This window comes from Pseudovibrio ascidiaceicola (genome assembly GCF_900114245.1).
Classification (GTDB): Bacteria; Pseudomonadota; Alphaproteobacteria; order Rhizobiales; family Stappiaceae; genus Pseudovibrio; species Pseudovibrio ascidiaceicola.
In genome coordinates this window covers 18,439-33,566 of sequence record NZ_FOSK01000008.1, presented here as the reverse complement: position 1 = coordinate 33,566, position 15,128 = coordinate 18,439, and the positions used below count along the sequence as shown (strand labels likewise).

Below are 15,128 nucleotides of genomic sequence, written 5' to 3'. Positions count from 1 at the left end.
ACCTCCATCCGTCACTCGGAGTAGCCCAATGCCCACAAATGCAGTGATCAAAATCAGCTGCAATGACTACCCCTGTGCAACTAGACAATTACGCCAAGGTTCAATTTTCGCAATTACTATGGATTAGGCAGGATTTTCTCACCCAATCAAAACGAGCAGGAAGTTTAACTGAGCAAAATTTCGCAGCTGGAGAGGTCACCAAATCGTAATACTCATTGAAAACTTGAGTACTACGCACAAATGGGAAAGCCCGGCGGGTTGGAACCGCCGGGCCTGAGAGACTGATTGAAAGATCAGGATATATGAACTTCAACCAGATATAGATTAGAAGGTTTTGAGCGAAACCAAAACTCATAAAATCTTGAAGTGATACCTATCTATACCCACCGCATACGCAATTCTGTGGCAAGTATCACATCAAGGCTTTATAAAAGTGGTCCCGGCGACACCGCCGCCGAGACCCTCAATCTAAGAAATCTTAGAAGGAGTACTGTACGCGAGCAGCAACCTGTGCAGAGTCACCATCAAAATCATCGCTGCCAACTTCAGCTTCTACGCGTGTCCAGCCAGCATCCAGAGCAATAACCATGCCTGCAACTGGTGCGTACGCAATAGAACCGTTAACTACGGTCTGATTGAAGTCAATCTCGCTGCCGATATCATAGTTTGCATAAGAACCGTCAAGTGCCAAGGTAACTTTGTCTGTGGCTGCAACTTCAACACCCGCAGCAATTACGTAAGAAGTTGTACCAACTTCATCAGCTTCACCAATTGCCAGACGTTCTGCAATTGGGAGAATATCATTGTTAGCTGAACCTGCTGCGTAAGCAAGTGCATCTTTTGCGTAAGTTGCGCCAAAGCCAAACTTCACGGCATCAGTTGCAGCAACTTCCAAAGAACCAGCAACTGCAAAGCCATATTCATCGTTAGAGAATGCGTGAGCAGCTGCAGACACATTACCAGTGAACATGCCCTGTGTTACAGAAAGTGCACCAACGAAATCAGAACGGTTCATCGCACCGCCGTAGGCTTCTGCATCTTCCAGAGCAAACTCTGCAGTGAAACCGTTACCCAGAGAAGTGGAAGCAGAAATCTGCATGGTGTCTTCACCACCAGATGTAACACCAATTACGCCGATTTCAGAGTAACCGCCAAAGGTATTGAATACGGAACCAGTACGGCCAAGAAGAACAGAAACATTATCAAAGCCGAGCTGAAGATATGCGTCACCCATACCAAGAGTGTCTTCTGAAGACTCATCCCAAGATGCAGTCAGCTCAGTGTATGTCTTAATTGACATCATTTCTGTAGCGGTCATGGACTCCAGGTAAACATAACCACGAGCAAGTGTTGAATAAGGGTTCGCAGTAGAAAGGCTTTCAGTCAGATCATGCGAAGTCCACTGTGTACGGATACGACCGTGTACGCGAACACAAGTGTCCTGACCTGGCAGCTGGAAGTAGCCAGCGCCGAATGCGTCACATGCCTGTACGTAGTTTACTGGCTCAGCAACTACTGGAAGGTCAGCAGCCATTGCTGGAGTTGCAGCTGCTGCAGCAGCTGCTGCGATAGCGATTTTCTTGAAGTTCATCACAAGCTTCCCATAATATGGATTTTAAACTTTATTTAAAACAGATCATCAAACCGCAATTCAGGTGCATGCACCGTCATCAAGCGTGTCTGAACTGTCCCCGTGAACCTTCCGCCTCAAATCAAGTGCCTACTTGAAGAGAAAGCCCCCTGAAGGTTCGTGAGGAGAAATTACAAGGTTAGGAGAATTAGGCAAGCCCAATAAGATGCGCCTCTTGCCTTTTTCTATTTGACATTTTTAACGTGTGTGTTTTTTACAACATGAAATTCAGGCAGGAGTTGAAATATTGAGTGTTAAAGTTATGCAACACAGCCCGCGAAATGTCGCCGAAACATACAGTCACAGCTAGGTGAATTCAGATTAAACCTATTACTTCAATAACTTAAATTTTCATCACCTAAAATAAGATTGGCTAATGTATAGAACGATCTAAAAAGACCTCCCAATCATTTCTACACGCCGATATCACTACTCTTTTTGTGAATAAACCCACAGCTTTAGGCAAGGAAATTAACTCAAGTCTGAGCGCTTTCGAGTGTGAGTTGGAAATACTTAAGCATCCGCCTCTCATCAGCGCGGAGGTATAGGCAACAGATTTGGAGAGCTTTGACTTAGGCAGCTCAATCCCCCCCCAATAGCCGCTGCAAGCTTTGGATCGAAGGTAGAAACATCAAACATCGTAAGACGTAGATCGTTCTTAAGCTTGAGTGCAACAAGCTCACTCAAGTTATTATCTGTTCTGCGACGGGCAGATCGAAGACCTTCACCACAGATAGAGACTTAAAATGTCTCATTTGGGCCACTCGAAGTAGTTTGCCCTTATGATACGAGCAAAATTTTCTATCAAATAAATATACAACAACAAACAAGATTAGAAGCCTGATATCACTTCAGCGAACCATTGCTTTAATTAAGTAAGTTCAGCGTTTTATTTCAGCACTTCAAACCCAACAGCTACCTCAAAAATCTATAGGTTACCACAAATTTTAAACGAACTGCTTGCAGCGCAATCAATCTCATATTCAAAATGTAGAACTCTTCCAACCTCTCACCGCAGATGTAGGTTTGTCTTGCTAACAAAAAAAAGCCTCGCCAACCAAAGTTGCCGAGGCTCCAAAATAGATAACCGCTAAGCTATCAAGTTTTTATATCAGATTAGAAAGTGTACTGCACACGTCCACCAACCTGAATTACATCGTCAACGTCCACATCATTGACTTCACCATCTGCCCAACCTGCAGCAAGTGCAAGACCGAGACCTGCAACTGGAGAGTAAACAACAGAACCGTTCACACTGTAAGCTTGGACTTCCTCGTCAGAGATAGTAGATTCTACGTCGATATAAGCAAGATCAAGCTGCGCAGACACTTTTTCTGTCAAAGAGGTCTCGAGACCAGCAGAAAGGTTATAGCCTTTAGTGAATTCTACATTGATGAGATCTTCATCAACACCGATGTAGCTTCCAGCTTCATCAGCGTACTGTGCCTGGAAGGTAACTTCAGTTCCCTCTTTAACCATATCAAGGTTAAAGGACGCAGTTGCACCGGCTGCATAGCCGTAACCATCTCCATCAGCTTTGTTGTGCGCAGCACCAGCCAATTTGAAAGAGCCCCAACCTTGGGAAAGTTTCAGAGCACCGACGAAATCAACTGCATTCTCGTCACCACCGCGGTAGCTGGAGTCTTCAAGAGAAGCTGTCGCTGTAAAGCCATTACCCAGATCTGCAGTGAAAGATGCCTGCAGAGTTGCTGTATCAGACCAAGCACCGCCAACTGGACCGATCCATGTGTAGCCAGTGAACTCGTCAAACGCAGAACCCTCGCGACCGAACAGGAAAGAGCCATAGTCGGTTCCGAGCTGGATCCATGCATCATTTCCACGTACACCCTGGCGCTCGCCATCTTCTGTCCAACGAGCTTCCAATTCAGTATAGGTTTTGATTGTACCGAAGTCGGTCGCTGTCATAGAAGTGAAGTACACATAACCACGAACGTATGCTTCGTAGTCATTGGCAACATCTTCAAGTTTCTCATTGAGATTGTGAGTTACATACTGCGCACGGATACGACCGCCGAGTTTGATGCAGGTGTCTTTGCCTGGTAGCTGGAAGTAACCAGCGCCGAATGCGTCACATGCTTTTACGTAGTTTACTGGCTCAGCAGCGAGTGGCAGATCTGCAGCCTGTGCAGAAGTTGCAGCTGCAGCAGCTGCTGCAGCGAGTGCAAGAGTTTTAACGTTCATAATCCTGACCTTCCAATGTCTCTCAATAGAAAGAAGAAACTGGCGTGACCTGTTTGGAGCAGCTCACATTTCCTCTTTTCCCTGCGACACGAGAACCAGAAAGGCTCGCCATAATTTAGCAAAGCAATCAATCGGCTCGACCGCGTCGATGGACATATTGATGCCCGACGAGATGGAAGATCGCAATATCAACCTAGTAGTTTGAAAGGGGAGAAACGTCACCACGCTAAAGTAGTGTGTTTTTTTTGACACAACAGGTTCTATGGATGCTCGAAACACTCAACTCGGACGCCACAGATCATAGGCATTCTAATTTTCATTAACCCGTTGAAATACAAATATTAAATGCAACATTGATATGTCTAGATTAGTACATTTAATTGCTAAAAAAACATAATCCCACAGAACGGGCGCAAAAATTCGCGCCTTGGGGATTAAAATGCCAACTAAAATTTAATATGCAAATTCAAAATAGAAATAGGCAAGCTTATTTACCTATGCATACCCTAGAACAGAGGAACCCGGTGGTTTTGGACACCACCGGGAATGAGAGTCATTGGAAAATCAGGATTATTGAAAGTCCAATGAGGGTCTGAGGCTTAAGTCAGCCTTAGAAAGAACGCTGTACGCGGAAGTTTAAGACACCAGCATCTTCTTTAGATGCACCATCGACATCATCCTGCTTCCAACCAGCGCCTGCAGAGAACAGCAGACCGGAAACTGGACGGTACTCAAGAGTACCAGCTACAACAACCTGATTGAAGTCAGCATCGCCAGCACCAGCTTCAACATCTAGGTAGGAAGCTTCTACACCTGAAGACAGTTCACTTGTCCAGTTGTGCATATAACCACCAGCAACGGACCAAGCTTTATTGGTTTCAATGTCACCATCAGCGTCGAGGACTGCGTCTGCGACATCGCCTTCAGCACCAACATAAGCCATAGCACCATCTGCATAAGCAGCCTGGAAATTAATCACGTCACCAGGAGCAATCATGTCAAGATTGAAACCAACAGCACCGGCAACAGCGTATCCAACTTCAGAGGAGTCACGACCAACTGATGTATCAACTTTGGTTACAGCACCAGAAAGACCAGCATAGCCCCACCCTTGATTCAACAGAACCTTCGCAACGAAGGAAGGAAGAGTGTTACCTGCTTTATTAAGGTCATCGGTACCGATGTCTACGCCCTGCTCACGGTCAGCGTTGTCTTCAATAGACGCAGCAATCGTCAGGCCATTACCCAATGCATGGGTGTAGGATGCCTGCCATACGGTGTCATCAGCCAAGTGACGGTCAAACAGGTTGGAAGCCAGTTCGCCAGTCCAAAGATCGAATGCAGAAGTCGCAAGACCGAAAGTGAAACCACCAATCTGAACATAACCTTTGTCCAGCTTAACACCTTCAGCATCGCGTGAATCGGAATTAGAAGTGTACTGGAAATCCATGTATGTACGGATCAGACCCAGCTCAGACTGTGTACGGGTATCAATACGCAGGTTTGCACGGGAACGGAAGTTGTGGTTGTTGTCTTCTCTGCTGTAATCTTCATCGTCCAGCAGGTCTGTAAAGCGTGCTTCAACACGGATGCGACCGCCGATTTTGATTGCTGTTTCAGTACCTGGCAGTACGAAGAAACCTGCACCGTATGCATCATTGATGCGAACGTAGTCTACTGGTGCGATGTCAGCTGGAAGGTCAGCAGCCTGAACGGAAGTTGCAGCAGCTGCAGCAGCTGCTGCGATTGCGATAGCCTTGAAATTCATAATTCTAACTTTCTTTAAAACCGGAGCAGCTCGACCACATGTCGATCCCTGACCACTCTGGCTCCCCACTTGCGCTTGCCGATCAAAGCAATGTTTAAAACATCGATTAATTCAGCGGGCGCCGTTGAGTGCGCCCCGCGCTGTTCACAGCATCAATATTTGTGATCTTTAGTTTTTAATCAACGATTCAAATGAAGTTTGAAAACTATCGGAATGCGATGTGGCACAAATAACACAGGGAATTCAGGGAATTAATCCAGCTACAGATTGGTAACACACATCTGCAGCCACCCTTTTCAAAGCAAAAATGAAGATTTAAAACATAAATTATTGTGATAATTTGAAGTGCTATAGATTTACTGGAGCTAGATATGGCATCAAATAAGAAAATGAGACATAAGGCATTACTTATTCACGTATAAATCCGCTTCATCAATGTCTAATTTTGCGAAGATAGGAACAAATTATCACCACTATACATCAACACAAACTCTCGAACCAAATACATCAATTTTTTTTATACAAAGCGCGCCATTTCTACACGAAACCTGAAAATCGAGTAAAATCAACAAGTTAGAAGAATACACTTAGAAATATTGCACTCAGACGATCTAGATCCCCGCAAATTCCTATGGCCTACCTAGTGTGGACAAATCCACCTCAGCCAGCACTTTTCACGTAAGAAACCACTCACAGACCTCCAAAAGGAAAAAGGGCGGCCACTTGAGTGACTGCCCTCCTCCAAAAAGCTAAGTGCTTTACGCTAGGCTTGGCCTTCAATGAGTTTGCGACGTAACCATCCGGAGAGCTGATCCATCATCATCACCACGACAATGATCAGAAAGATCAGGTAGAGAGTGTTCTCCCAATCCTGTCTGGTCCGCATGGTCTCAATCAGCTTAAGGCCAATCCCCCCTGCTCCCAATGCTCCAATCACGGTGGCACTACGCGTATTGCTCTCCAGATAATAAAGCATCTGAGATATAAAGAGAGGCAAGATTTGCGGGAACAGTCCGAACCGGTATTTCTGAACCGGAGAAGCTCCCGTTGCCTGCACACCTTCCGCCTGCTTTTTGTCAGCATTCTCTATCGCTTCAGAGAACAACTTGCCGAAGGTACCCGTGTCGGTGAAGAAGATCGCGAATATACCGGAAAGTGGCCCAAGCCCAAACGCACGTATAAAGATGAGAGACCAGATAAGCATGTCGACGCCGCGCAGAAAATCGAAGAACCTGCGCACGCCTGTCCGAGCCAGTTTAACCGGATTGACATTGGCTGCCGCAGCAAATGCAAGCGGCAACGCTAAAATACCCGCAATCAAAGTACCAACCACAGCCATAATGAGAGTTTGCAGCAATGCGAAATAAACCTCCCCATGCTGCCACTCGCTATTCATCCAAAACTCGTTGAACATAAAGCGTATGTTGGAAACATCAGGATCTAGCCTTTCCGAAGAGAACGCCAGTGACATCAGCTCACCAACACCCAACCCGTTCAGCCCGCTGTCAAAGTCGAACCAGAAATTCTCCCAGCCACCAAAGTACCGATGCACCTCAACCTTGCTCTTCGTCAGCCAGATACGTGTATATAAAGAGGGTCGCGCATTAACTTGCGTCTTCGAGACCTTCAACCAGTCGGCATCAGCCCCGCTAACAAACTGCGGAACCCCGTCGCCAACTTTGAATGTAAAAGCCTGTTCATACTCCGGATGAGTGTAAGTCACCACATCATCTGCAAAGCGAAGCACCCCATCATTTCCAAGAAGAATAGACGTTTGGCCCGCAGATTGCGCGATCCAGTCAGGCTGCTCTTTATATATAGCGCGTCTGTTGCCCTCCAGGCTGACAACAAACCCCTGATTAGCTTTCTTGAACTGGTACTTCGCATGCACCTTATGAGCATAGGCATCCAGCGCAAACAGTTGCGCCATATCTCCGCGCGCCTTCTCCATCACGCCAGGAACATCAAACGCAAAAAAGCAGAGTGTAAGATAGGCAACAACCAGCAGTGACAGCACAGGACCAAGCAGACGCTTCTTTAAATCCAGGCCCAGAACACCGGGATACTGCTCTTCCAGTCGCTGCTCTTCATGATGCAACGTCCCACCCAGGGCACCAATATCTGTCATAGAGCGCTCCATCAAACCTGTCCCGTCTGACCAATAAGTTTTTGCCGCATCCAACCGCTGAGATAGTCGATGGACGTGATTGAAAGAACCAGCATGAAAATGATGACAAGAATGTCTGCCCCATAGTTCCAATCAACAACCATCTTCAACTCAGCACCAAGGCCTCCAGCCCCGACAAATCCAAGGATCGCAGAGGCCCGCACATTCACCTCCAGCCGAAGCAGCGTGTAAGACAGAAAGTTCGGGAGCACCTGAGGCAGAATGCCGAAGCGAATTTGCTCCATCCAATTGCCGCCAACACTGCGAATGCCCTCAGCAGCCTTCAGGTCACAGTTCTCATTGACCTCAGAAAACTGCTTGGCAAGAGCGCCGATTGTATGCGTTGTCACCGCGATCACCGCTGCAACAGGGCTTGGCCCAAAAATCAGAACCAGCAGCAGCGCAATCACAATCTCTGGGAATGCGCGAAAAACATCCATCACCCGGCGCATCACAGCAACACCAAGTCGATTGCTCACCAGATTACGGCTGGCTACGAAACTCAGCGCCCCGCCCAAAAAGAATGCCAGAAGAGTTGAGACCAAGGCGATATTGACGGTCTCCACAAGGTACGGGAAGTATTGAAGAACGAGTGCGAACAGTCCAATCACCCCTTCTTCATAGGCGCCAATGAACAACTCGGCCGGATAATCAAAGAATTTATCTAGGCCTGCCCAAAAGCCACCAGAGTTTGCCTGGTCCGCAACAAACAAGCCACCAAAGATGCACAGAACACAAAGGCCGAGCAGAGAAAGAGTATAAAGAGTTCGGCGCCGGGCAACACGCTCATAGGCCTGAGAGATCTCGGCCAGACGGGAAGCTTCGGCAAGCGCCAGATGAGCGGCCACTTCAACATCCTCCAAACAGGGAAAAGATGAGAGCCCTCACGACCCTCATAAAGAAAGGGCGCGGTGAGACCCGCGCCCTTCAACATTCAAACAGAGTTAGTTAGCTTTTTTCGCTTCAATCTTACGGCGGCGCGCTTCAACAATGGTCTTGTAGAAGTCATGGTTCACCTCAACAAAATCAGCATACTCACCGCCCTGCGCGGAATAGAAACACTCAGTGTTGTCTGTCACCATGGACTTCAGTGAGGCAACAACCTTCTGCTTCACGTCAGATGGCAGCGACTTACGCACGACAAGTGGACCGTTCGGGATCAGCGGAGACTGCCAAATCTGAACCAGATCAGACATATCAACCATGCCCTTATCAACCATCTTGCGCAGGTTGCCAGAGGTGTAGCCCTCTTCCCACTCGCCAACGCCAGATGCCCAGGTCACACCGCCGTCAACATCACCATTCAAAACAGCAAGAACGTTTTGCTCATGACCACCAGAAAACTGCGTAGAAGCAAAGTACTCTTTCAGGTTCAGGCCCATGTCATCAAACGCAACAGAAGGAACCAGATAACCGGAGGTAGAGTTAGGGTCAGCAAAACCCATGCGCTTACCCTTCATGTCTTCCAGCGTCTCAATGCCGGAATCTGCACGGGCAACCATTACAGAATAGTAGCCAGTCGCACCATCTGTTTGCTTGGTAGTTAGCACAGGCTCAACAGCATCAGGAGCTGAGAGGTAAACAGCGGAGTAACCAGAAGCGCCAAGCTCGGCATAATCCAGGTTACCACCCTTCAGGCCTTCAATAGTGCCAGCATAATCAGCAGCTGGGAAAAGCTTAACCGGAACACCCAGCAGCTTTTCAAAGCGATCAACCAGACACTGGTTGGAACGAAGGCGATCCGCTTCATTTTCACCACCAAGAATACCAATGCGGAATTCAGTGATTTTCTCTTCAGCCAGAGCCAGAGGCGCAGCAAGAAGGGTCGTGCTAACAGCAAGAGCTGCAGCAACTTTACCGATGATTTTCATCAGAGCACTCCAATATCAGAATAAAAATCTTAAACGGCTGCTATTCAGCAGCAGAGACGACAGGCGAAGCATCACCTTTCGCCAGTTCCAGGGCAGCGATTTTTGCACCTTCGCTACCAAGAGAAGTTGAGGTCATCCCCTCCTCAAAACTGTCATCAGCACCGTAGATCTCACGGGCCACTGCGGTCGAAAGCTCATCCGGTTTCCCATCAAAAACAATCTCACCATCACGCATACCAATCACGCGGTCACAGTAGTTTCGAGCAGTATCAAGAGTATGGAGATTACAAATAACTGTCAGGCCATCTTCAGTGTTGATCGCCTTAAGAGCGTCCATCACCACCTGCGCATTCATCGGATCCAACGAGGCAATCGGCTCATCGGCCAAAAGCATTTTCGGCTCCTGCATAAGAGCACGGGCAATCGCAACACGCTGCTGCTGACCACCAGAAAGATTTTCAGCCCGCTTCAAAGCCGTTTCAGCAATACCAAGTCTTTCAAGTTTCAGCAGCGCCTGAACGCGTTCTTCCCGCGTAAACAACTTAAGCATGCTGGAAACAGTTCCGTGTGCATTCAGGCGACCCAGCATAACATTGGTTAAAACATCAAGACGTGGCACCAGATTGAATTGCTGAAAAATCATCGCGCAATCACGCTGCCAACGACGCTTATGCGCCCCCTGCAAGGCAAGCACATCAACTCCATCAACAAGGACACGCCCATCCGTCGCCGGGGTTAGTCTGTTGATCATCCGCAGCAACGTGGACTTACCCGCGCCGGAACGACCAATAATGCCAATCATCTGAGGCTTCTCAACAATGAAGCTCGCCCCTTTGACAGCAACATGCGCGCCAAATTCTTTTCTAACGCTCTCAAACTGGATCAAGAGTTCAACCCCGGTGCCTGTTAATATTTGACGTACTAGACACACGTGATTGTTACAGCGAAATGACGCTCCCACAGAAAGCACTTACGTCAAAAAAACGTCACACTCCCCCTCCCCCACATAGCTGGCAAAACAAGCATTAGATTACGATTTTATGACAGAAGGAAAAGGAAGAGCAATCCGAGATATGCAGATTGCTAGGTGAAAGTCGGGAGAATCGAAACACCTGAAAGCATCAACTCAGCAGGTCTTGGAGAAGCAAGCAAAAACGGGCGACATTCCAAGATGCCGCCCGTTCAAAATCTTAGTATCTTACTCAGCTCTTAGAAGTGAACTGACTTTGCGCCAGCTGGTTTCTGCAGAGGTGGGGCGAACTTGGTGAGGTCGATTCCTTCCACTGCTGCCTTGTACTCATCCATGTTAGGAGTACGGCCAAGGATTGCGGAAAGAACAACGACCGGAGTGGACGCCAGCAAGGATTCCCCCTTCTTCTCAGAGGAATCTTCTACCACACGACCCTGGAACAGGCGGGTAGAGGTTGCCAGAACGGTATCACCCTTAGCAGCCTTCTCCTGGTTACCCATGCAAAGGTTACAGCCAGGACGCTCCAGATACATAATGTTTTCGTATTCGGTACGTGCTGTTGCTTTTGGCAGTGCATCGTCGAACTCGAAACCAGAGTATTTCTGCAAGATCTCCCAGTCGCCTTCTTCCTTCAACTCATCAATGATGTTGTAGGTTGGTGCTGCAACAACGAGTGGAGCGTTAAACTCGACCTTACCGCCTTCTTTCTCAAGGTTCTTGAGCATCTGAGCAACGATCTTCATGTCCCCCTTATGAACCATACAGGAACCAACGAAGCCCAGATCTACCTTCTTGTCGCCACCGTAGTAGGAAACAGGGCGGATGGTGTCGTGGGTGTAACGCTTGGAAACGTCATTGTTGTTCACGTCAGGATCAGCGATCATTGGCTCAACGATCTGGTCCAGATCAACAACAACCTCTGCGAAGTATTTGGCATTGTCATCCGGGGTCAAAGCGGACTTCTCGCCAGATTTGATCTCAGCAATACGCTTGTCCGCTTTCGCGATCAGACCTGCCAGAACCTTGGCATCATTGTCCATGCCTTTGTCGATCATGATCTGAATGCGGCTCTTGGCCAGCTCAAGAGAGCCGATCAGAGTTTCATCGTTGGAGATACAGATGGAGGCTTTTGCCTTCATTTCTGCAGTCCAGTCGGTGAATGTGAAGGCCTGGTCTGCCAGCAGTGTGCCGATGTGCACTTCGATGATGCGGCCCTGGAACACGTTGTCGCCATGCTGTTTGAGCATCTGCGCCTGTGTTGCATGCACCACATCGCGGAAGTCCATGTGATCAGCCATAGTGCCTTTGAAGGTCACTTTTACTGACTCTGGAATCGGCATGGTGGCTTCACCAGTTGCCAGAGCAAGAGCAACGGTACCGGAGTCTGCACCGAATGCCACGCCTTTGGACATACGAGTGTGGCTGTCGCCGCCAATGGTGATGTCCCAGTCATCCACGGTGATGTCATTCAGCACCTTGTGGATCACGTCTGTCATGGCGTGGTAGACGCCTTTAGGATCGCGCGCGGTGATCAGGCCGAACTTGTTCATGAACTTCATGAGTTTAGGAATATTGGCCTGCGCCTTCAAATCCCAAACAGAAGCGGTGTGACAGCCAGACTGGTAAGCACCATCAACAGTTGGAGAAATGACGGTTGCCGCCATGGACTCCAGTTCCTGAGAGGTCATCAGACCAGTGGTGTCCTGAGAACCAACAATGTTCACCTTCACACGAACATCGGAACCTGCGTGCAGAGTTGCGCCCGGAGTAGTGCCAACTGCATTGCGGTTGAAGATCTTCTCAACAGCAGTCAGGCCCTGACCTTCGTGAGAGATTTCTTTGGATGCTGCGAAAGCGGACTTCAGGTCAACGCCGAGTGTCTCGGATGCAAACGTCTGCAGCTTCTTACCAAACACAACAGCGTAGGAGCCGCCTGCTTTCATAAACTCAACTTTTTGAGGCGTGAAAGCGGAAGAAACATCAACCAGCTCTTTATCACCATCATAAAGCTTTTTGGTTTTGGAGTTGATGGTGAGCACCTTGCCAGTCTCAACTGAGTAGGTCTGCTCAAGGACAGGGTCACCATTGTCATCCAGAACGGTGTTGCCATTGGCATCTTGCTTTTTGACCCAGTTTTTCAGGTCAAGGCCGATGCCACCGGTCACACCAACAGTGGTCAGGAAAATCGGAGAAATGCCGTTGGTGCCAGCAACAATCGGAGCAATGTTCACGAAAGGAACGTATGGGCTAGCCTGCTTACCGGTCCACAACGCAACGTTGTTTACGCCGGACATACGGGAGGAACCAACACCCATGGTACCCTTCTCAGCAATCAGCATCACGCGTGCATCAGGATGAGCTTTCTGCAGCTCCTGAATTTTCGCCTGACCTTCTTCAGAGATCATGCACTTGCCGTGCAGCTCACGGTCTGAGCGAGAGTGCGCCTGATTACCAGGAGAGAGCAAGTCGGTGGAGATATCGCCTTCACCAGCAATATAGGTAACGACCTTGATTTCTTCTTCTACTTCAGGAAGTTTGGTGAAGAACTCAGCCTTCGCGTAGCTTTCCAGAATATCTTTTGCAATCGCATTACCTGCTTTAAACGCAGCTGCAAGACGATCAGTATCAGCTTCGTACAAGAACACCTGAGTTTTCAGAACGCTTGCTGCCTGAGCCGCTATTGCTGCATCATCGCCAAGAGCCAGATCAAGAAGAACCTCTACAGAAGGACCGCCCTTCATATGAGACAGCAGCTCAAAAGCAAATGACTGAGAAATCTCCTCAACAACAGAGTCGCCAAGAATAATTTCTTTCAAAAACTTCGCCTTTTCACTAGCTGCACTGGTTGTGCCTGGCAAAGTGTTATAAATAAAGAACTTAAGAGAACCGTCTCTGTGTTCATTTTTGAGATCTTTAATCTGCGAAATGATCTCATTCACAAGTGCGCCATCTTCGATCGGCTTGGGGTTCAAACCTTGGGCTTTTCGAGTGTCAATCTCATTCAAGTAGTCAGTGTACAAGCTCATGATTATTCCGACGCATTTGTGTTAGACGATTTATGTTTGGTGTATCTTGAACTCTATGTCAAAACCATCTCAGGCAAACCGGCTCAAGTTTGTTGTATGCGGTCGTATACCAAATGAGATTAGCATGCAAGATGTTTCCAGCAGTTGCAGAACTCCACCCCCACCCGTTCGCTGACAAGCTTTACCTGTCCAAGCAGCTCCAGAACAATAAATCCTGTGAGACTTCATACAATTCCTCGGCATTCAGTTGTTATGAGACAAGCAAAGACACCCCAAGAAGTCATGTGGGTGATTTAGGCACGCGGAAAGAGGAGCCGCATCACAAATTGGTGTGAAAATATCTAAAGCCGTCAAGTCAGAAGAAGACCTGTCATTGAAGTCACCCAGACAACAACGGAAGTTGAATGAAAACCAGTTGGAAGTCATGTTTTCAAAAGTGGGAAGATGGCGGACACCTGCTTTGTCCGTGATGACTTACGCGAGATGCTTCAGGTTTCATCCCAACAAGAAAGCTGCCATAGCAAACCGCGTCTATTCTCTGTACGAAAATTTCGTGGGAAATGACGTCTTTAGTGATCACTGCAACGTGTCTCTGTTCCTTTTTAGCAAGGCCATGAAGTTGCTCATTCTGGCAAACTTCGCCGCCACCCTGCTCTTCCTCGCCCCTGCCCTTGACCAGACACTGGTTGAGGCAAAACAAAGCATCACCGCGCACTCCATCACCGCTCAACTTGCTGCGTTTGAACTCAGGTAAGGAGGCTAAAGTGGACCTCTCCCCACGCCGCAAAAAGGCACCACCACCATTCCCGGTTACCAACCTCCTGCCGCGCTCTGACAAGGAGCTAGAGATAACACTCAAGCGCCTCCTCAACGCCCCGAAAGTCATCGCCCCCTCATTGCAGCAGGCAACACAAAGTACCTCTCAATCTTCCAACACTTAAAACACGAGGACGGCCTGGAATTGGCGCTTAGGATTGCGAAGGATGATTAGGCCAGAGGTGTTGGTAGCTCACTCTGTACCTTTGCAGGTTGCGGCTACTGATCTCTCCAGTAGTTATTGGCTGCTGCAATTGTTTGATACTCAAGAGCGACGACTTGACTTGCTGCAGTCAAACTATCTGGATTGACTGAATAGACTGAACGCCCCTGCTTCAATTCATCCAGATCATTTTGAATGTTGTGAATGGTATGACGAGCAATCAGCATCGCAAGCTGCCGTCCTTCCTCTGGTGTTTTGGTAATCAAGGTACCACCGGGGATCATGACGAGTTCTGCGTTTGGTAGCTTATTCATCTTGCACTCCGTTTTTGTAAGAAACGAAACATACTATCCATCAGATAAAGAACCGCTCTTACGAGGATACAGCTCACTCTACAGAGAGAAGATTTGGCATTCCATTAATAGAGACAGCCCATTGCCGGATATTCCTCCAACCTAAAACCGCAGAACAATGGGAGTGCGAGTTGGGTATCAGGTTAGGGTCTGCATTGTTCG

Annotated in this window: 11 protein-coding genes; 2 read left to right on the top strand and 9 right to left on the bottom strand. The window is 48.1% G+C overall.

What is annotated here, in order from left to right; genetic code table 11:
• Window positions 1-478: 478 nt before the first annotated feature.
• The 8 genes from BM231_RS15595 to BM231_RS15560 form a co-directional block, all read right to left on the bottom strand.
• On the bottom strand, window positions 479-1,591 hold the full coding sequence (locus BM231_RS15595) for a porin (RefSeq protein ID WP_093520804.1): 1,113 nt from the start codon (window positions 1,589-1,591) through the stop codon (window positions 479-481).
• A gap of 1,155 nt (window positions 1,592-2,746) precedes the next feature.
• A complete protein-coding gene (locus tag BM231_RS15590) occupies window positions 2,747-3,832 on the bottom strand; it encodes a porin (protein ID WP_093520802.1) in 1,086 nt (361 codons plus the stop codon).
• A gap of 610 nt (window positions 3,833-4,442) precedes the next feature.
• Window positions 4,443-5,600 carry a porin gene (locus tag BM231_RS15585; RefSeq protein WP_093520800.1) on the bottom strand — a complete coding sequence of 386 codons (1,158 nt, stop codon included), beginning with the start codon at window positions 5,598-5,600 and terminating at the stop codon, window positions 4,443-4,445.
• Between the two features lie 763 nt (window positions 5,601-6,363).
• Window positions 6,364-7,728 carry a phosphonate ABC transporter, permease protein PhnE gene (phnE, locus tag BM231_RS15580; protein ID WP_093521160.1) on the bottom strand — a complete coding sequence of 455 codons (1,365 nt, stop codon included), beginning with the start codon at window positions 7,726-7,728 and terminating at the stop codon, window positions 6,364-6,366.
• Between the two features lie 11 nt (window positions 7,729-7,739).
• Entirely contained in the window at window positions 7,740-8,615 is an 876-nt protein-coding gene (phnE, locus tag BM231_RS15575; RefSeq protein WP_167550306.1) for a phosphonate ABC transporter, permease protein PhnE, read from the bottom strand.
• A 96-nt stretch (window positions 8,616-8,711) separates the two neighbouring features.
• Complete coding sequence (gene phnD, locus BM231_RS15570; RefSeq protein ID WP_093520796.1) at window positions 8,712-9,638, bottom strand: phosphonate ABC transporter substrate-binding protein; 927 nt, start codon at window positions 9,636-9,638, stop codon at window positions 8,712-8,714.
• 40 nt (window positions 9,639-9,678) lie between these two features.
• The gene (gene phnC, locus BM231_RS15565; RefSeq protein WP_057464261.1) at window positions 9,679-10,524 is read right to left on the bottom strand and encodes a phosphonate ABC transporter ATP-binding protein; all 846 of its coding nucleotides are present in this window, start codon (window positions 10,522-10,524) and stop codon (window positions 9,679-9,681) included.
• A 323-nt stretch (window positions 10,525-10,847) separates the two neighbouring features.
• Window positions 10,848-13,634 carry a bifunctional aconitate hydratase 2/2-methylisocitrate dehydratase gene (locus BM231_RS15560; protein WP_093520794.1) on the bottom strand — a complete coding sequence of 929 codons (2,787 nt, stop codon included), beginning with the start codon at window positions 13,632-13,634 and terminating at the stop codon, window positions 10,848-10,850.
• Between the two features lie 613 nt (window positions 13,635-14,247).
• Between BM231_RS15560 and BM231_RS26970 the strand changes: the two genes are divergently transcribed.
• Both BM231_RS26970 and BM231_RS26965 read left to right on the top strand, forming a co-directional pair.
• Window positions 14,248-14,388: a hypothetical protein gene (locus BM231_RS26970; RefSeq protein WP_159437969.1), complete on the top strand. Its 141-nt coding sequence runs from the start codon at window positions 14,248-14,250 to the stop codon at window positions 14,386-14,388.
• Window positions 14,389-14,398: 10 nt separating this feature from the next.
• Window positions 14,399-14,575, top strand: a complete 177-nt coding sequence (locus BM231_RS26965; protein WP_159437968.1) for a hypothetical protein — start codon at window positions 14,399-14,401, stop codon at window positions 14,573-14,575.
• A gap of 94 nt (window positions 14,576-14,669) precedes the next feature.
• On the opposite strand, the gene BM231_RS15545 is transcribed toward BM231_RS26965, so the two are convergent.
• Entirely contained in the window at window positions 14,670-14,927 is a 258-nt protein-coding gene (locus BM231_RS15545; RefSeq protein WP_093520789.1) for a hexameric tyrosine-coordinated heme protein, read from the bottom strand.
• Between the last annotated feature and the right edge of the window lie 201 nt (window positions 14,928-15,128).

Excerpts from the sequence above, each read along its gene's own strand:
- BM231_RS15595 (WP_093520804.1), bottom strand. The coding sequence starts at position 1,591 with ATGAACTTCAAGAAAATCGCTATCGCAGCAGCTGCTGCAGCAGCTGCA.
- BM231_RS15590 (WP_093520802.1), bottom strand. The coding sequence starts at position 3,832 with ATGAACGTTAAAACTCTTGCACTCGCTGCAGCAGCTGCTGCAGCTGCA.
- BM231_RS15585 (WP_093520800.1), bottom strand. The coding sequence starts at position 5,600 with ATGAATTTCAAGGCTATCGCAATCGCAGCAGCTGCTGCAGCTGCTGCA.
- phnE (WP_093521160.1), bottom strand. The coding sequence starts at position 7,728 with ATGACAGATATTGGTGCCCTGGGTGGGACGTTGCATCATGAAGAGCAG.
- phnD (WP_093520796.1), bottom strand. The coding sequence starts at position 9,638 with ATGAAAATCATCGGTAAAGTTGCTGCAGCTCTTGCTGTTAGCACGACC.
- BM231_RS15560 (WP_093520794.1), bottom strand. The coding sequence starts at position 13,634 with ATGAGCTTGTACACTGACTACTTGAATGAGATTGACACTCGAAAAGCC.
- BM231_RS26970 (WP_159437969.1), top strand. The coding sequence starts at position 14,248 with ATGAAGTTGCTCATTCTGGCAAACTTCGCCGCCACCCTGCTCTTCCTC.
- BM231_RS15545 (WP_093520789.1), bottom strand. The coding sequence starts at position 14,927 with ATGAATAAGCTACCAAACGCAGAACTCGTCATGATCCCCGGTGGTACC.